We start from the raw sequence: 15,620 nt of genomic DNA on the forward strand, positions 1-15,620 counted from the left end.
CGCGGCCGATCGGAAAGGTCGTTGATCTGGCTGCAGAAACGCGCCAGCAACGACGCATCGATCTGAAACAGGTCGTCGCGTGGATAGGCTTCGAGCGTGTTGAGCAGCAATTTCCCCGAGTGGCTTTCAGGATCATAACCGAATTCGGAAACAACCGCCTGCACCTTGGAGCGAAGCAACGGAATATTGGTGACCGAACGGGTGTAGGCCGTGGAGGTGAAAAGCCCCACGATGCGCAACTCCCCGATGACCCTCCCTTTGGAATCGAACCGCTTGATCCCGATATAGTCCATGTAGGTGCGGCGATGGATCACCGAGCGGGCGTTTGCCTTGGTGACGATGAGAAAATCCGGACCTTGCAGAAAGTCCAGGATCTCCGGCGTCGTCGTCACCTGATCCTTGCCGAGCCGCAGCACCAGCACATCAGGATCTGACAGAATGCCCAGGCCTTCCGAGGAAGCCCGGCTCAATTCCGCCGACTTGCCGTCGCCCGAATAGACATATTCACGCATCCCCAGAAAGGTGAAATTGTTTTCGCGCAGCCATGCGATAAAGGCCAGCGCTTCCTGCCGGGCAGGTTCGGTCTTCCTGTCAACATCCAGCGCAACCAGGTCGGCGGCGCTGTGGTCGATCATCGCCAGCATCGCCTTCCAGTCGGTCACTGCGGCCCGGACCTGATCAAGAACATGGCGGACACGGGCTGCAAGGTTGCTGGCTTCCACGTCGCCCAGACGCGGCATGTGGATCTGGATGTGGCTGACGCGTTGGGAATGGTCGCTTCCATCGCCGTGGGAAAACAGCGCCACCGGGTTCTTGCCCGATACCACCACGATCGGATGCAGTGCCATGAGGATGTCGCGGACTTCGGATGTCACTTCGCCCATAACCGAATCATAGAGAAACGGCTTGTTGAGGGTGGTGATGGCAATGATAGTTACATCCTGGCCATCCGTCGTCGCCTTGTCGAAGTTGAGCAGGCTCAATCTTGCGGCTTTACCGTCCCAGGCGCGAATTTCGGATTCCGCCAGAATCGCGCAATCAGCGAGGATTCTGGCGGGAAAATGCCCAAGATCGTCGTCGCTGACCCTGGAAAAAAGCACTTGAAGGTTTACGTGCGGTTTGTTGTCGGTTGAGGCAATGGATGCAGCCTCGGCAAGCAGTTTTTTGGACCCGCGTGTGTTCCTGACAGCCATCCCATTCCCTCCAAGGCTTGATCTTTGGTCGAAACCTAGCAGAAGTATCTGACAAAGCGACCTGATTTCGCTTCTGCCGATCGTTATTGGAGGAAAAATCATGCCGACTGCGCCGAATTCCGCCACAGCTCTGACATGTGAGCCGGAAACGCCGCTGAGCGGGGCAATGACCGGCTATTTTGCCAAATGCCAGGAAAAACTCGGCATGGTGCTCTATGCAGTCCGGCGCGGCCAAACCCCGAGTATTACAGTCTTGCGCGCTAGTTCTTGCGCGAACCCGGGCGGCAGACACCGGCCTGGTGTGCAGCTTGCTGGCGATAGGTGCTGTCGCCGGGCCATTGCAGTGCTATGCTGCGGCAAATTCCAATCGGGCCGGGAGCCCAGATCATGAAAGATGACGAAACCGTTCGCCAGGCAAAACGCGCACTCGACCGTCTCGGCGCTGAGGGGGGCTTGTCGGCGACCCCTGTCATGAAATCTGCCGCCAACGGAGTGCGGGATCATTTTGCCGCCAGCGACGCGGACAAGACCGACAAGATTGAGGTGTGGGGGACACGAATCGCGCGTGGCCTGGCGGTTGTCGCGCTTGTCGGTCTGTTGTTCTGGCTGTTCAGGCAAATTTCGAGATGACGGCGGAAAATCAGCGCAACCCGGATATCCGGACCTCGGTGATCGTGATTTCCAGCCATGTGGTGCGCGGCTCGGTGGGAAACCGGGCGGCGGTGTTTGCACTGGAAACGCTCGGGTTTCCGGTCTGGGCGGTCCCGACGGTTATTCTGCCCTGGCATCCCGGTCATTCGCGGGCGACCCGTATCGTGCCGTCGCGAGAGGATTTTTCCGCACTGATAAACGATCTTTGTACCGCGCCATGGCTTGGCGAGGTTGGCGCTGTGCTCAGCGGATACCTGGGCGATGCCGGGCAGGCCGATGATGTCGCCCGGCTTGTCGAAGCGGTGCGCCGCGCCCATCCAAAGGCTGTGTATATGTGCGATCCGGTGATCGGCGATACCGGCGGGCTCTATGTCCCGGATGCCGTTGCATCGGCAATTGGCTCAAAGCTGATCCCGATTGCCGATATTGCCACACCCAATGTGCACGAACTTGCCTGGCTCTCGGGCGCGCCGATGGCCGATGTCGGATCAATCATGGCGGCGGCGGAAACCCTTGGCCCGGCCCGGGTGCTGGTGACGTCGGCGCCGGCGCTGATGGCCGGAAGCACCGGCAATCTCATGGTCAGCGGTCGACAGGCGCTGATGGCCGAACACCGGCTCATACCCAAAGCTCCCAACGGCCTGGGTGATCTGATGTCGGCAACTTTTCTCGCCCGGTTGCTGGAAGGCGTGCCGGAGGAAAAGGCGCTGCAGATGGCGACGGGGGCGGTGTTCGAGATTCTCGCCAGAACAGCGCGGCGCGGCGCGGATGAACTGACGCTGGAAACCGACGCGCAAAGCCTGCGCACGCCGATGGCGATGGTCAATATGCGCGCGATCCGCTCGATGGCGGACCGCAAGAGGCCGTGAACCCGGACCAGTCGCACGGCGTGGCGCTGGCCGGGGTCGATGGCTGCCGGGCCGGATGGATTGCGCTGGCGCTTCTGCCCGGCCATACCCGGCCGCAGACCCTGATCCACGCCAGTTTTGGCGATCTGGTGGATGAGCTGGGACCCGGCGCCATCCTGGCGGTGGATATGCCGATGGGTCTGCCCGATCGGATCAGCGGACCGGGGCGGGGACCGGAACAGGCGATCCGGCCGCATCTTGGTGCGCGTCGATCGAGCGTATTTGCCATTCCGGCGCGTGCGGCGGTCGAGGCGCCGAGCTATCACGAAGCTTGCAATCTGGCGCAACAAACCTCCGATCCGCCGAGGAAGGTCTCCAAGCAGGCTTTTTTCCTGTTTGGCAAGATCCGCGAGATAGACCGCCTGCTTCAAGCCGATCCGGGATTGCGTGATCGCATTTTCGAATGTCACCCGGAATTTGCCTTTTGCCGGCTCAACGGCATGGTGGCGCTGACGACACGGAAAAAAATCCGTGGCGTGGTCAATCCGGCAGGCATGGCCGAACGGACCGGATTGCTTGCGCGGCATGGCATTGACCCGGATAGTCTTGCAGCGCCCCCTCCCCGGGGAGCGGCGATGGATGACCTTGTCGATGCTGCGGTCAACCTTGTTATGGCAAAACGCTACGTGAAAGGCCTGACAGCTCCGTTTCCTGCGAAACCGGCGCGTGACCGCTACGGGATCACAATTGCGATTCACGGGTGACCATGCAGCCTGCCGGATCAGGCCCATTTGGCCGTAATCCTCAGCAATTGCGGTTGCTGACCGGCCAAACACGAGCACTACCAGGCCGACGGGCCGGATATCTGGCAGGTAGTACAGGTTCGGCTGCTGGTCTGCTACCAAAAGGTTGATTGATCTTGGCCGCGTCCCCGGCTATGTGCAAAGTCATGTCGACTTTTCCCAACCGCCTTCTTGAAGGCTATCATTCGTTCATGACCGGCCGCTATACGGCCGAGAGCCAGCGTTACCGGGACCTCGCCGAATCAGGTCAGGAACCACACACGCTGGTGATTGCCTGCTGTGATTCCCGTTCCGCGCCCGAGACCATATTCGATTGCGGCCCGGGCGAAATGTTCGTGGTGCGAAATGTCGCCAACATGGTGCCGCCCTACGCGCCCGACAGCAATTATCACTCGACCTCCGCCGCGCTTGAATTTGCCGTTCAGTCACTGAAGATCCGGCAGATCGTGGTGATGGGCCATGGCCGCTGTGGCGGCATTCAGGCGGCGCTTGATCCGAAAGCCTCGCCGTTGTCGCCAGGCGATTTCATCGGACAATGGATGGGTTTGCTCAAACCGGTGGCGCAGCAGATCCAGGACAGCCAGCTGATGACCGGCAGCGAACGCCAGATTGCGCTGGAACGGATCTCGATCCGCAATTCCCTGGCCAATTTGCGGACTTTCCCTTGCGTCAAAATCCTCGAGGATCGCGGCAAGATGGCGTTGCACGGCGCATGGTTCGACATTTCCACCGGCGAATTGTGGGTCATGGATCCCAAAACCGGCGATTTTTTCAGGCCCGAACCCAAGCTTGCTTGACAGCAAGCCATGCTCTCCGCTTCCATAGGCCGACAGGTGCCTCGCGTTTCGTCGAATGGGCGCTGTCTGGGAGCCCAATATGATTGCAATCCGGTCTTTGATTTCAGCGCTGGCCATGGTCGCGACGGTTAGCGTTTCCTCTGCGTTTGCGCAAAGTTCCCTTCTGGACCGGTGGTACACTGCGCTGTTCGACGTCAATCGTGTGGCAATCGCCGATTTGCTGGCCGATGACGCCGTCATCGAGCTGGAGGATCTGGGCGTGACCCAGACCAAGGCAGAGTTCATCGAGGCGCTGGATGAATGGGAAGACATCGTCAAGACCGCCAATCTCGCCTGGCAACTTGAAGAAGGCGCCCCGGTTGATGAAGCCAAAGCCACGGTGCTGGTCTGCTACCAATTCCCCGACAACGAGTTGACGATCCGCGAGACCTTCGCATTTCGCGATGGCAAGATCATCCGCAGCATCCAGACCACCGACAGCGACAGCTGCGAGAATTTCTGAACCTCATGCATGTCGCGCAAAAATGTCCCGCGGTTTTGCGATAAAGACATGCATCATTTCAAAGTGTACCAGCGCCGCGGTAGGCAGCTGCTGAAATCAGCCGTCGATTTCCGCGCCGATCTTGGCGATGGCCTTCTGGTAGACGCCTGCCGCGTTCCAACCCTGGATTGCCCGGTAATTTCCCTGCCCCGGCTGATAGCCGCCGCCCCGGCTCCAGCCGTGTCCGCGCAGAAAATTGGCGGTTGATGCAAGTGCATCGGCGGCAGAGCCCAGATTGATACTGCCATTGCGGTCACCGTCAGTGCCAAATCGCGCCACATTGGCAGGCAGAAACTGGGTCTGGCCGATTTCGCCATGCGCCGCACCCTTGAAATCCGGGCTCAGCCAGCCCTTCTGGATCAGTTGAAGCAGAGCATAAAGCTGTTCGGTGAAAAAGGCCGACCGCCGGCAATCATAGGCCAGTGTGGAGACCGCAGAGACCGTATGCTGATTGCCGGTAAACGATCCGAAGCCGGATTCCATCCCCCAGATTGCAATCAACGGACCGGCTGGTACGCCGTATTTCTTCTCGATGGCCGCGAACAGCCCGGCGTTCTGTTTCTTGAGCCGCTTGCCCTTGGAGATAATGGAAGAAGCGCCGCGTTTTTGCATAAACTGGTCAAACGACAGTTTGAAACTTCTCTGGTTGCGGTCCAGCGATATGGTCTTGGTGGCGTAGCGGGCGTTCTTGAAAGCCCGGTCGAGCGTGCGATCCGAAATGCCGGCCCTTGAGGCTTCCTGCTTGAATTGCGCTACCCAGGCGGAATACCCCTTGGACGTGTTGCCGCATTGCGCGGCGTGCGCGGTCGCGCTCAGTCCGATGGTGACGAGCGCTGCCGCCCCCAGTACTGCCAGTCTTCGACTTTTGCCGTTCATGCTTCCAAGCCCTCTGTCACGTGAAACCGTTCCGCTGCGAACATTGCCAGCGATTCGGCGAAAAGTCACGGTCCCGCGGATGACTAAAAGCCCGGCCATCGCAGCGCAATGGCCGGGTTTGAGTTCTGCCCTGGTCCGGATCAGGCGGCGAGGCGTGGCTTGATCAAACGGCGATTGTCCATCAGTTCGGCGATCTGGATGGCGTTGAGTGCTGCACCCTTGCGCAGATTATCCGAGACAACCCAGATATTGAGACCGTTCTCGACGGTCGCATCCTCGCGTATGCGCGAGATGAAGGTCGCGTCCTCGCCAGCGCATTCATAGGGCGTGATGTAGCCGCCGTCCTCATGCTTGTCGATGACCTGGCATCCGGGCGCATCGCGCAGGATATCGCGGGCTTCGTCGGCGCTGATCTCGTTTTCGAACTCTATATTGACTGATTCGGAGTGACCGATGAATACCGGCACGCGCACCGCGGTGCAGGTGACCTTGATCTTGGGATCGAGCATCTTCTTGGTCTCGGCCAGCACCTTCCATTCTTCCTTGGTGTAACCGTCTTCCATGAAATCATCGATATGCGGAATGACGTTGAAGGCGATGCGCTTGGTGAATTTGTGGCTCGAGATCGAGTCGGCGACAAACACGGCGCGGGTCTGGTTGAACAGCTCATCCATGCCGTCCTTGCCGGCGCCGGAAACCGACTGGTAGGTCGAGACCACCAGGCGCTTGATCTTGGCGTGATCATGCAGCGGCTTGAGCGCAACGACCAACTGGGCGGTGGAGCAATTCGGGTTGGCGATGATGTTGCGTTTTGTGTAACCGGAAATCGCGTCCGGGTTCACTTCCGGCACGATCAGCGGCACATCGGCGTCGTAGCGCCAGGCCGAGGAGTTGTCGATGACAATGCAGCCCTGTGCGGCAATCTTGGGCGACCATTTCTTGCTGACGGTGCCGCCGGCCGACATCAGGCAGATATCGGTGTCGGAGAAATCATAGTTCTCGAGGTTTTTGACCTTCAGGGTCTTGTCGCCGAAGGAAACCTCGGTGTTGATCGAACGGCTCGAGGCAAGCGCCACGACTTCGCTGACAGGAAAAGCGCGCTCCGACAAAATGTTGAGCATTTCGCGGCCGACATTGCCCGTCGCACCGACAATTGCGATTTTGAAACCCATGGTTCCCGTGCTCCTCTCTCCCCTTGTTAGCGGTCAAGCGCCACTCTTCCCGCCCCGGGGAGAGTGAGGGGCGGAACGGGTCAGATCGCGGTCTTGGTTTTGATCGTGGTGCGCATGGTGGCGGTGTTTTGCTGCAAGAGTGGCGAAATGTCAATTGACCTGCGGTCCGGGCTTTTGGAATCGGAAACGGTCCCGCCCCTATCGATCGACTGCGGGGGCGGCATCGATCATCCGCGTGGCGCCGGATATCCGGATCGAACTGCCAGGTTGATCGCTCAATTGCGCGTCGATGACGGATTTTTCACCCATATCCTCGCCCTGAACGATGTGGATATGGTTGCCGTGCGGCCAGCCGAGATCGCGCAGATAGCCGGCAAATGCGGCTGCCGCCGCACCGGTCGCCGGATCTTCCAGAACGCCGCCGGAGGCGAAGGCGTTGCGCACGTCGAATTCGGTATCGTTGCGGACCCAAACCAGCATGATGGTGACAAGAGCGTATTTCCGCATCAGGGCGCGGCCCGCGTCCAGATCATAATTCATGCTGGCCAGATCGGCCCGGTGCTTGAGAGTGATGACCAGATGATCGGCGCCACCGTGAATTTCGGCTGGCGGAAGTTTCGGATCGAGCTGGTCCACCTGATAGCCAAACAGGGCGAGGGTTTCATCCAGCAGCCCCGGACGTGCGGGCTTGCTGCTGGTCGGAGGCGATTGCAGCGCCGCGCTGTACCCTGACCCCGCGGCCAGCGCCTCCACGGTGATCTCGGCGGTGTTGAGCTTGAGGTGATAGCGGCCGTCACCGGAGTGCCGCGCCAGCGCTGCGCCAAGTGCGATGGTGGCGTGTCCGCAGAACGCAACTTCCGATTCCGGCGAGAAATAGCGGACACGCCAGTGATCGGCTGCGCCGTCGGGGACCGCGAAAGCGGTTTCGGAATAGCCGACTTCCGCCGCGATGCGGCGCATTTCGGCTTCCGGCGGGAACTGATCGGCAATCGCGATCCCGGCGGGGTTTCCGCCTTTTCCGGCGTCGGAGAATGCGGCAATGCGTTCGACAGTCATGATGTTTCCCTTCGCAAATCAACTTGTGGCAGGATACCGCCTTGATGCCGACCTGACCTTGCGATTTTTCAGAAAGAAAGGTTGTATTGGCTACAGATGATAACTGTTTTGACGAGTGAGCCTTCAAGATGAAAATGGATGACAAGGACCGGCTGATTGTCAGGCTGCTGCGGGAAGATGCCCGCATGCCGGTGAGCCAATTGTCGCGTCAGGTCGGCCTGTCGGGGCCATCGACAGGCGAGCGGATGCGCCGGCTCGAGGCCAACGGCATCATATCGCGTTATACCGTGGAGCTCGATCTGGAGGCTTTGGGATATCCGCTGCAGGCGATTGTCAGGATCAAGCCAAGACCTGGAAACATGCACATTGTCGAGGACATGATCATGAACGAGCCGGGCTTTGTCGATTGTGACAAGGTGACTGGAGATGACTGCTTCGTCACCAGGCTGGCGCTGCGTTCGATCGCGGATCTCGATCCGGTGCTGCTGCCGTTTCACGACAAGGCCGAAACCAATACGATGATCGTCAAGTCAACGCCCTTGCGCGATCGCATACCGGTTTGAAGACCGCATGAAAAACCCGGCCCGGCTTGTGCCCGACCGGGTGCATAAGATCTGGCGTCGCGGTTGTATCCGTCAGCCGGCGTAGGCGGCCAGGATCGCGTCGCCCATTTGTGATGTCGTGACCTCCTGGCAGCCGTCGGACATGATGTCGCCGGTGCGCAGGCCCTTGTCGAGCACGGTTGCAATCGCGCCTTCAAGGCGGTCTGCCTCGGCGACCATGTTGAAGGAATAACGCAGGCACATGGCAAACGAGGCGATCATGGCGATCGGGTTGGCGATGCCTTGACCGGCGATGTCCGGTGCCGAACCGTGGACCGGTTCATAGAGCGCCTTGCGTTTGCCGGTCTTCGGATCGGGTGCGCCGAGCGAGGCTGAAGGCAACATGCCCAGCGATCCGGTCAGCATCGCGGCAACGTCGGAGAGCATGTCGCCAAACAGGTTGTCGGTGACGATGACGTCGAACTGCTTGGGCCAGCGAACCAGTTGCATGCCGCCGGCATCGGCCAGCATGTGGCTGAGCTTGACGTCGGGGAAGCGGGCCTTGTGGGTAGCGGTCACCACTTCGTTCCACAGCACGCCGGATTTCATGACGTTGCGCTTTTCCATGGAACAGACTTCGTTCTTGCGGGTGCGGGCCAGTTCAAAGGCGACGGCCGAGATCCGCTCGATCTCGTAGGTATCGTAAACCTGGGTGTCGATGCCGCGCTTCTGGCCATTGCCGAGATCAAGGATCTCCTTGGGCTCGCCAAAATAAACCCCGCCGGTGAGTTCGCGGACGATCAGGATGTCGAGGCCCTCGACCACTTCCTGCCTGAGCGATGATGAACTTGCCAGGGCCGGGTAGCAGATCGCAGGCCGCAGGTTGGCAAACAGTTCCATGTCCTTGCGCAGTCGCAGCAAGCCGGCTTCGGGACGCACTTCATAGGGTACTGCATCCCACTTCGGTCCGCCGACGGCGCCGAACAGCACCGCGTCGGCGGCCATCGCCTTGTCCATGTCGGCATCCGAGATTGCCTGTCCATGCGCATCGTAAGCGCAACCGCCGACAAGACCTTCGTCGGTCTCAAAGCCGGTGGATTCCTTTTCATTCATAAAGGCGATGACCTTGCGGACTTCAGTCATGGCCTCGGGGCCGATGCCGTCGCCTGGGAGAAGGAAAAGAGTGCGTGTTGCCATTTTGAAGTCCCCGGACCAAAATCGAAAAGATGTAGCGTCCTTAAACATCCTTCGGAGGGTTTTCAACTGTCTCACACGGTAACCCGCTTCTTGAAGCCGATGTGCCTGTCGGTTCCGCTTGTGATGCTGGCCGCATGTGCGGTGTCCGCGGAGCCGCTGTTCGGGCCGCCGCTTGTCTGTGCGCAGGGCTCTATCTGTCCGATCCAGCAATTTGTCGATCTCGATCCGGGTCCCGGTGCGCGCGATCCCTGGTGCGGCACAATGACCTATGATGGTCACAAGGGAACGGATTTCCGGGTCAGGTCGATGGAGGATGTCGCGCGTGGGGTCGAGGTCGTCGCCATGGCCGACGGGGTTGTCAAGGCGGCCCGTGACGGGATGGCCGATCAGCTGGTGTCAACCGATGAGGACCGGAAGGCGATCAGTTCACGCGAGTGCGGCAATGGCCTGGTGCTTGATCATGGCGGCGGATTTGAAACCCAGTATTGCCATATGCGGCGGGACTCGCTGCGGGCAAAAACCGGCGCAAAGGTGCGCAAGGGCGATGTGCTCGGGTTTGTCGGGGCGTCCGGGTTGGCTGCTTTTCCGCATGTGCATGTGACGCTGCGTCGTGATGGCAGGGAGATTGATCCATTCACCGGATTGGGCGCGGGCGAGGCCTGCTCGGCGTATGATACCGCTGCGGCCTCAAGCGGGTGGCTGGATGGCAACGCCCTGGCCACCCTGGGTAGACCGGGTCAGCCGACCGTACTGTCAGCCGGATTTGCGGCCGGAGCGGTCAGCGACAAGCAACTCGTCAAAGCCGGTCTTCCAACCCCGCCGGATCAGCGCTCGCAAGCCATGGTCGGTTACATCTGGGCGATAAACCTGGCGCAGGGCGACAGGCTCGCACTCCGGATCGAAAAGGATGGGCAACTGTTCGCCGAGCAAGTCACGGAGCCGCTGGATCGTTCAAAAGCGGTATATGTCGCCTATGCCGGCAAGAAAGGCGCCCCCGCGCCGGGTCACTACCGTCTGCAGACTTCGATCCTGAGGCAGGGCAACAGGATTGCAATCCAAAGCAGCGACCTCGAAATCAGGTGATGCATAGAATTGGGACATGAACCTGCGGCGCGGCAGGGCGGCGGATGATCAGACCTTGCCCACCGCGATCACCGCATTGGTGCCTCCGAATGCAAAGGCATTGGAGATCGCGATGTCGACCTTCTTCTCTTTCGCCACGTTCGGCGTGACGTCGAGATCGCAGAGCGGGTCGGGGGTTGTGTAGTTGATGGTCGGCGGGATCACGCCTTCGTTGATCGCGTTGACGCAGGCAATCAGCTCCAGGGCGCTTGATGCGCCAAGGCAATGACCATGCATGGACTTGGTGGAAGAGACGGAAACCGTGTCGGCAGCGGAACCGAAGACCTGCCTGATCGCCCTGGTTTCGGTCTGGTCATTGGCCTGGGTAGCAGTGCCATGGGCATTGATGTAATCCACCTCGTCCGCCGAAATTCCCGCGTCCTCGAGGCAGTTGAGCATGGCTTTCGAAGGGCCTTCGATCGTCGGATTGACGATATCGGATGCATCGGCGGAGAGGCCAACCCCGATGATTTCCGCCAGAATGTTGGCTCCGCGCGCCCTGGCATGCTCATAGGATTCCAGGACCGCAATCGAGGCGCCGTCACCGAGCACCAGCCCGTCGCGATCGGCGGAGAACGGCCGGCAAACCGAACGGGCCAGCACGCGAAGTGATTCCCAGGCCTTGAGCGGACCATAGACCAGCGCCAGTTCGGCTCCGCCCGCGAGCATCACATCTGCGCGGCCAAGCCGGATCTGGTCGACCGCGGAAATGAAGGCATGATTTCCTGAAGCGCAAGCCGAGGTGACGCCAAACACCGGGCCCTGAAGCCCCATGGCAATGGAGACATGACCGGAAGGCCCGCTCGGCATAACCCGCGGAACCGTGAAAATGTGCGTGCGCTTTTTCTTTTCCAGAAAGACGTCGACATAGCTCTGGTCGACAGCATCGGTCCCGAAAATGCCGACACCGACCACCGCGCCTGACCTCCGCGGATCGAATCCGTCCTTTTCCAGGCCGGCCTGTTGCATGGCCTGACGCGCGGCAATGACCGATATGCGGCTGATACCGCTCATGGTCAGACCCTGGCGTTTGTCGATCCCGTCATGTTCGGGATAGTCGACAATGCCGCAGCCAACGCCAATCTTGAGATCCCGCTTGTTGATCGACAGCGGCCTGCACCCATCGCGGCCTGTTTTCATGCTGGCCCAGATTGTGTCGGAATCGCCACCCAGCGCACAAATACCGCCGATGCCAGTAATGACGACGCGCCGCCGATCCATCGTCAGTTCTGAGCCGCGACGAGTTTCTTGACCATGTCGACCATGTCGCCAACGGTTTTCAGCGATTCCCAGGCCTCGGCGGTGTTGAGATCAATCTCGATATTGTGCTGATCCTCGATATCCATGACGATTTCGGTCAAGACGAGTGAATCTATCTCAAGTTCCGAAAGTTCGGTATCGCGGGTGATCTGGCCGGCTTCGATTTCGCCGGCCGATGCGATCAGGGCAATAGTCGAGGCTTCGATCTCGTTCGGCATTTGTCTTTCCTTCAACTTTCGTCCAGAGGCATGGTCGTGCCAAAGTATACCGGATGCAGCTTAGCTGCGCGCCGAAACTAAAGCCAAGGCCTAATATCAGATGTTGCGGCTTCGAAACTATCGATGGCGGTTGCCTTTTCAAGTGTCAAACCGATGTCATCAAGGCCGTTGAGCATGCAATGCTTCTTGAAAGGATCGATATCGAACTTGATCACGCCGCCATCGGGTCCGCGGATCTCCTGTTCCTCCAGATCAATCGAGACTGTGGCGTTGGCGCCGCGCCGGGCGTCGTCCATCAGCTTGTCGAGATCTTCCTGGCTGACCACAATCGGCAGAATGCCGTTCTTGAAGCAATTGTTGTAGAAAATATCGGCGAAGCTTGTGGAAATGACGCAACGAATGCCGAAATCCAGAAGTGCCCAGGGGGCGTGCTCTCGCGAAGACCCGCAGCCGAAATTGTCGCCGGCAATCAGGATTGAGGCATTGCGCCAGGCCGGCTGGTTGAGCACGAATTCAGGAACTTCCGAACCGTCCTCGTTGTAGCGCGCTTCGGCGAACAGGCCCTTGCCCAGACCGGTGCGCTTGATGGTCTTGAGATAGTCCTTGGGGATGATCATGTCGGTGTCGATATTGACGACCGGAAGAGGCGCTGCAACGCCGGTGAGGCGGATGAATTTTTCCATGGCTTCGATGTCCTGTCTGTCTGTGCCGGAGCATTTAACAAACATGGAGCCGAAAAAGAAGTGCCAGATGGCTACTTCGTTCCAAGAATGCCATTCAACGTGGGTTTTTGCCGGATTTACGCCTCAACGGCATCACCTGATGCAAGGCGCGGGGACCCTACATGTCAATAATGGTGCCGCGCCCGTCGTTCCAGACCCGGTAATCGTGTGGCGCGCCATCGCGGGTGTCAGCCCTGCTGGTTCGAACCATCGCGGGCTGCAGCCGACCAGTCATCCGCGCCACAAGCATGACGCTGGCTGAAATCACGCCCAATACCACCGCCAGCGCCAAGCCGGCAAATGCGGCGGCAACCAGACCCAGACCCAGAAACAATGCAACGAGTTTTCTCATGACGGGTGTTCCTCAATTGTACCGCCTTTATTTGGGGATTGGGGAGACGTCATTCAATAGGAAGATCTGCAGCCATCGTCAGGCCTATCCCCTGTTTCGCAAGCCTCTTGCAAGGTATCGCCGTCAGAGGCAATAAAGGCAGCATGGAACATTCTCAGCGATCCCGACCGGTGCGGCCGCGCCGCTCTGTGCTTTACCTGCCGGCGGGCAATGCGCGTGCGCTCGGCAAACTGCCGGGCCTGGGCTGCGACAGCGTTGTTTTCGATCTCGAGGATTCGGTTGCGCCCGAAGCCAAGGATGAAACCCGCGAAAGCCTGCGAAGCTTTTTTGCCGATGGCCGCGCCGAAGCGCTGCCTGCCGGTATGGAAAAAATCATCCGCATCAATTCGCTGTCTTCGCCCTGGGGAGCGGAAGACCTGCTTGCGGCGCGGGGCTGCCGGCCGGATGCGATCCTGATCCCCAAGGTTGATGCGCCCGATGATATTGCCGCAGTGGAAGACGCACTTGACCAGACCGATGCGCCGGCAACCCTGCGGCTCTGGGCGATGATCGAGACGCCGCGCGGGGTCATGAATGCGGGTCAGATCGCGCGAATGGCGCGTACCGACGGCGCACGGCTCGATTGTTTCGTGACCGGCGCCAATGACCTGATCAAGGAAACCGGCGTCACGGCCTTGCCGGGCCGGCCGTGGCTGTCCTCCTGGCTCATGCAGATTGTCCTGTGCGCGCGAGCCTACGGTCTGGATGTGCTTGACGGCGTTTACAATGATTTCAGGGACGAACCGGGATTGATCGCGGAATGCCGTGATGGCCAGGCGATGGGATTTGACGGCAAGACACTGATCCATCCGGCCCAGATTTCGGCCGCAAACACGACATTCGGCATCGATCCGCAACAGCTTGCCGAGGCAAAAGCCATCGCTGCGGCTTTTGCCATGCCGGAAAACAAGGGACGCGGCGTCATCAGTCTTGACGGACGCATGGTCGAGCGGCTGCATCTGGATATAGCCGAGAGGCTGATTGACAAGGCCGCGCGCATCGCCGCGCGGGACAATGGAGACCAGGTCCAATGAAACTATACCGTTTGCTGACCGGGCCGGATGATTCGGCCTTTTGTCACAAGGTGACTCTGGCGTTGTCCAGGGGCTGGCAATTGCACGGGTCACCGGCCTACGCCTTCAACGCAGCCGCAGGCATCATGCACTGCAGCCAGGCCGTCACCAAAGAGGTCGACGGCGTCGATTATCATCCCGGCATGAAGCTTGGCGAGCAATGAACACGGTGCCGCTGTCCTTCAGCCAAGCGCGAACGCCCGAACTGGTGATGCTGCGGCGTGAATTGCATCAGGCCCCCGAAGTCTCGGGCGAAGAAGCGCTGACCGCCGCGCGGATCATGGAGTTTGTCGAACGACTGAACCCCGACCGGCTGGTCTCCGGGCTTGGCGGTCACGGCGTGGCCGCGGTTTTCGACAGTGGACAGCCCGGTCCGTCGGTGTTGTTCCGGTGTGAACTCGATGGGCTTCCGATCAAGGAGATTTCCGCGGTTGACTGGCGCTCGCGCACAGATGGCAAGGGGCATCTTTGCGGTCATGACGGGCACATGGCGATAGTCTGCGGGTTGGGCATGGCGCTGGCGGCCCGCCGTCCGGCCAGGGGCCGCGTGATTGTCCTGTTTCAGCCGGCCGAGGAAACCGGTGCGGGGGCCGCCGCGGTGATCGCCGATCCGGATTTTTCGAGCCTTCGTCCCGATTTCGCCTTCGCGCTGCACAATCTTCCCGGACTGCCGTTGGGAACGGCGGGAATTCGTTCGGGTGCCTTCAATTTTGCTTCCGAAGGGCTTCGGATCAGGCTTGAGGGCAAGACCTCGCACGCCTCGCAGCCCGAAGCCGGGACGAGCCCCGCCAGCGCCCTGTGCGAGCTTGTTTCCGGTTTGCCGGAATTGCCGGCCCGAATGAATCTTGCTTCCGGCAAGGCTCTGGTGACGCTGGTGCATGCGCGTTTGGGAGAGGCCGCATTTGGCATCGCGCCGGGGCAGGCGGAAGTCTGGGCGACATTGCGCAGCGTCGATGACGAGTTGCAGTTCAGGCTGATGCAGGCCGCCAGCGAAGTGGCTTGCGAGACCGCACACAGACACGGGCTTGCGGTTGAACTGGGCACGCAAGACCGCTTTGCCGCCTGTTACAATGATCCCGAGGCGACGGTCTATGCCGAGCGTGCCTTTCAGGCCGAAGCAGTTGCCGTCGCCGCGATCGACCAGCCGTTCCGCTGGTC

18 protein-coding genes and 1 pseudogene are annotated in these 15,620 nt (G+C 60.0%); 10 read left to right on the top strand and 9 right to left on the bottom strand.

Annotated elements, in window-relative coordinates; genetic code table 11:
- A pseudogene (locus ABJN75_RS09375) lies at positions 1 to 1,193 on the bottom strand (NAD-glutamate dehydrogenase); the annotation flags it as partial.
- A 387-nt stretch (positions 1,194 to 1,580) separates the two neighbouring features.
- Between ABJN75_RS09375 and ABJN75_RS09380 the strand changes: the two are divergent.
- The 5 genes from ABJN75_RS09380 (at position 1,581) to ABJN75_RS09400 (ending at position 4,794) form a co-directional block, all read left to right on the top strand.
- Positions 1,581 to 1,823 (top strand): hypothetical protein, encoded by a 243-nt coding sequence (locus ABJN75_RS09380; RefSeq protein WP_348439019.1) that lies wholly within the window; start codon positions 1,581 to 1,583, stop codon positions 1,821 to 1,823.
- On the top strand, positions 1,820 to 2,713 hold the full coding sequence (pdxY, locus tag ABJN75_RS09385) for a pyridoxal kinase PdxY (protein WP_348439021.1): 894 nt from the start codon (positions 1,820 to 1,822) through the stop codon (positions 2,711 to 2,713). Before ABJN75_RS09380 ends, pdxY begins: the two co-directional genes overlap by 4 nt.
- Positions 2,710 to 3,456 (top strand): DUF429 domain-containing protein, encoded by a 747-nt coding sequence (locus tag ABJN75_RS09390; RefSeq protein WP_348439023.1) that lies wholly within the window; start codon positions 2,710 to 2,712, stop codon positions 3,454 to 3,456. Before pdxY ends, ABJN75_RS09390 begins: the two co-directional genes overlap by 4 nt.
- 185 nt (positions 3,457 to 3,641) lie before the next feature.
- Positions 3,642 to 4,292, top strand: a complete 651-nt coding sequence (locus ABJN75_RS09395) for a carbonic anhydrase (protein WP_348439025.1) — start codon at positions 3,642 to 3,644, stop codon at positions 4,290 to 4,292.
- A gap of 79 nt (positions 4,293 to 4,371) precedes the next feature.
- A complete protein-coding gene (locus tag ABJN75_RS09400; protein WP_348439027.1) occupies positions 4,372 to 4,794 on the top strand; it encodes a nuclear transport factor 2 family protein in 423 nt (140 codons plus the stop codon).
- 96 nt (positions 4,795 to 4,890) lie between these two features.
- Here ABJN75_RS09400 and ABJN75_RS09405 read toward each other — a convergent pair whose 3' ends face one another.
- The 3 genes from ABJN75_RS09405 to ABJN75_RS09415 form a co-directional block, all read right to left on the bottom strand.
- Positions 4,891 to 5,709 carry a lytic murein transglycosylase gene (locus ABJN75_RS09405; RefSeq protein WP_348439029.1) on the bottom strand — a complete coding sequence of 273 codons (819 nt, stop codon included), beginning with the start codon at positions 5,707 to 5,709 and terminating at the stop codon, positions 4,891 to 4,893.
- 140 nt (positions 5,710 to 5,849) lie between these two features.
- Positions 5,850 to 6,881: an aspartate-semialdehyde dehydrogenase gene (locus ABJN75_RS09410; protein ID WP_348439031.1), complete on the bottom strand. Its 1,032-nt coding sequence runs from the start codon at positions 6,879 to 6,881 to the stop codon at positions 5,850 to 5,852.
- Positions 6,882 to 7,079: 198 nt separating this feature from the next.
- Positions 7,080 to 7,937, bottom strand: a complete 858-nt coding sequence (locus tag ABJN75_RS09415) for a PhzF family phenazine biosynthesis protein (protein WP_348439033.1) — start codon at positions 7,935 to 7,937, stop codon at positions 7,080 to 7,082.
- Positions 7,938 to 8,065: 128 nt separating this feature from the next.
- On the opposite strand from ABJN75_RS09415, the gene ABJN75_RS09420 reads away from it, so the two are divergent.
- The gene (locus ABJN75_RS09420) at positions 8,066 to 8,500 is read left to right on the top strand and encodes an Lrp/AsnC family transcriptional regulator (protein ID WP_348439035.1); all 435 of its coding nucleotides are present in this window, start codon (positions 8,066 to 8,068) and stop codon (positions 8,498 to 8,500) included.
- 72 nt (positions 8,501 to 8,572) lie between these two features.
- Here ABJN75_RS09420 and leuB read toward each other — a convergent pair whose 3' ends face one another.
- Positions 8,573 to 9,676 (bottom strand): 3-isopropylmalate dehydrogenase, encoded by a 1,104-nt coding sequence (gene leuB / locus ABJN75_RS09425; RefSeq protein ID WP_348439037.1) that lies wholly within the window; start codon positions 9,674 to 9,676, stop codon positions 8,573 to 8,575.
- A gap of 123 nt (positions 9,677 to 9,799) precedes the next feature.
- Here leuB and ABJN75_RS09430 point away from each other — a divergent pair, with 123 nt between their 5' ends.
- Positions 9,800 to 10,759 carry a M23 family metallopeptidase gene (locus ABJN75_RS09430; protein ID WP_348439039.1) on the top strand — a complete coding sequence of 320 codons (960 nt, stop codon included), beginning with the start codon at positions 9,800 to 9,802 and terminating at the stop codon, positions 10,757 to 10,759.
- A gap of 48 nt (positions 10,760 to 10,807) precedes the next feature.
- On the opposite strand, the gene ABJN75_RS09435 is transcribed toward ABJN75_RS09430, so the two are convergent.
- The 4 genes from ABJN75_RS09435 to ABJN75_RS09450 form a co-directional block, all read right to left on the bottom strand.
- Positions 10,808 to 12,019, bottom strand: a complete 1,212-nt coding sequence (locus tag ABJN75_RS09435) for a beta-ketoacyl-[acyl-carrier-protein] synthase family protein (RefSeq protein ID WP_348439041.1) — start codon at positions 12,017 to 12,019, stop codon at positions 10,808 to 10,810.
- A 2-nt stretch (positions 12,020 to 12,021) separates the two neighbouring features.
- Positions 12,022 to 12,276, bottom strand: coding sequence for an acyl carrier protein (locus tag ABJN75_RS09440; protein WP_348439042.1), 255 nt, complete (start codon positions 12,274 to 12,276; stop codon positions 12,022 to 12,024).
- Positions 12,277 to 12,353: 77 nt separating this feature from the next.
- On the bottom strand, positions 12,354 to 12,959 hold the full coding sequence (gene leuD, locus ABJN75_RS09445; RefSeq protein ID WP_348439044.1) for a 3-isopropylmalate dehydratase small subunit: 606 nt from the start codon (positions 12,957 to 12,959) through the stop codon (positions 12,354 to 12,356).
- 157 nt (positions 12,960 to 13,116) lie between these two features.
- Positions 13,117 to 13,350, bottom strand: coding sequence for a hypothetical protein (locus ABJN75_RS09450; RefSeq protein ID WP_348439046.1), 234 nt, complete (start codon positions 13,348 to 13,350; stop codon positions 13,117 to 13,119).
- 143 nt (positions 13,351 to 13,493) lie between these two features.
- Between ABJN75_RS09450 and ABJN75_RS09455 the strand changes: the two genes are divergently transcribed.
- The 3 genes from ABJN75_RS09455 to ABJN75_RS09465 form a co-directional block, all read left to right on the top strand.
- Positions 13,494 to 14,423, top strand: coding sequence for a CoA ester lyase (locus tag ABJN75_RS09455; protein WP_348439048.1), 930 nt, complete (start codon positions 13,494 to 13,496; stop codon positions 14,421 to 14,423).
- The gene (locus ABJN75_RS09460) at positions 14,420 to 14,626 is read left to right on the top strand and encodes a DUF1737 domain-containing protein (RefSeq protein WP_348439050.1); all 207 of its coding nucleotides are present in this window, start codon (positions 14,420 to 14,422) and stop codon (positions 14,624 to 14,626) included. Before ABJN75_RS09455 ends, ABJN75_RS09460 begins: the two co-directional genes overlap by 4 nt.
- On the top strand, positions 14,623 to 15,620 hold a 998-nt coding region (locus ABJN75_RS09465), incomplete at its 3' end, for an amidohydrolase (protein WP_348439052.1). The genes ABJN75_RS09460 and ABJN75_RS09465, both read left to right, overlap by 4 nt.

It is taken from the genome of Hoeflea sp. (assembly GCF_039975035.1).
In the GTDB taxonomy this organism is placed as follows: Bacteria; Pseudomonadota; Alphaproteobacteria; order Rhizobiales; family Rhizobiaceae; genus Hoeflea.

Excerpts from the sequence above, each read along its gene's own strand:
- ABJN75_RS09380 (WP_348439019.1), top strand. The coding sequence starts at position 1,581 with ATGAAAGATGACGAAACCGTTCGCCAGGCAAAACGCGCACTCGACCGT.
- pdxY (WP_348439021.1), top strand. The coding sequence starts at position 1,820 with ATGACGGCGGAAAATCAGCGCAACCCGGATATCCGGACCTCGGTGATC.
- ABJN75_RS09395 (WP_348439025.1), top strand. The coding sequence starts at position 3,642 with ATGTCGACTTTTCCCAACCGCCTTCTTGAAGGCTATCATTCGTTCATG.
- ABJN75_RS09400 (WP_348439027.1), top strand. The coding sequence starts at position 4,372 with ATGATTGCAATCCGGTCTTTGATTTCAGCGCTGGCCATGGTCGCGACG.
- ABJN75_RS09405 (WP_348439029.1), bottom strand. The coding sequence starts at position 5,709 with ATGAACGGCAAAAGTCGAAGACTGGCAGTACTGGGGGCGGCAGCGCTC.
- ABJN75_RS09410 (WP_348439031.1), bottom strand. The coding sequence starts at position 6,881 with ATGGGTTTCAAAATCGCAATTGTCGGTGCGACGGGCAATGTCGGCCGC.
- ABJN75_RS09415 (WP_348439033.1), bottom strand. The coding sequence starts at position 7,937 with ATGACTGTCGAACGCATTGCCGCATTCTCCGACGCCGGAAAAGGCGGA.
- ABJN75_RS09420 (WP_348439035.1), top strand. The coding sequence starts at position 8,066 with ATGAAAATGGATGACAAGGACCGGCTGATTGTCAGGCTGCTGCGGGAA.
- leuB (WP_348439037.1), bottom strand. The coding sequence starts at position 9,676 with ATGGCAACACGCACTCTTTTCCTTCTCCCAGGCGACGGCATCGGCCCC.
- ABJN75_RS09430 (WP_348439039.1), top strand. The coding sequence starts at position 9,800 with ATGCTGGCCGCATGTGCGGTGTCCGCGGAGCCGCTGTTCGGGCCGCCG.
- ABJN75_RS09435 (WP_348439041.1), bottom strand. The coding sequence starts at position 12,019 with ATGGATCGGCGGCGCGTCGTCATTACTGGCATCGGCGGTATTTGTGCG.
- ABJN75_RS09440 (WP_348439042.1), bottom strand. The coding sequence starts at position 12,276 with ATGCCGAACGAGATCGAAGCCTCGACTATTGCCCTGATCGCATCGGCC.
- leuD (WP_348439044.1), bottom strand. The coding sequence starts at position 12,959 with ATGGAAAAATTCATCCGCCTCACCGGCGTTGCAGCGCCTCTTCCGGTC.
- ABJN75_RS09450 (WP_348439046.1), bottom strand. The coding sequence starts at position 13,350 with ATGAGAAAACTCGTTGCATTGTTTCTGGGTCTGGGTCTGGTTGCCGCC.
- ABJN75_RS09455 (WP_348439048.1), top strand. The coding sequence starts at position 13,494 with ATGGAACATTCTCAGCGATCCCGACCGGTGCGGCCGCGCCGCTCTGTG.
- ABJN75_RS09460 (WP_348439050.1), top strand. The coding sequence starts at position 14,420 with ATGAAACTATACCGTTTGCTGACCGGGCCGGATGATTCGGCCTTTTGT.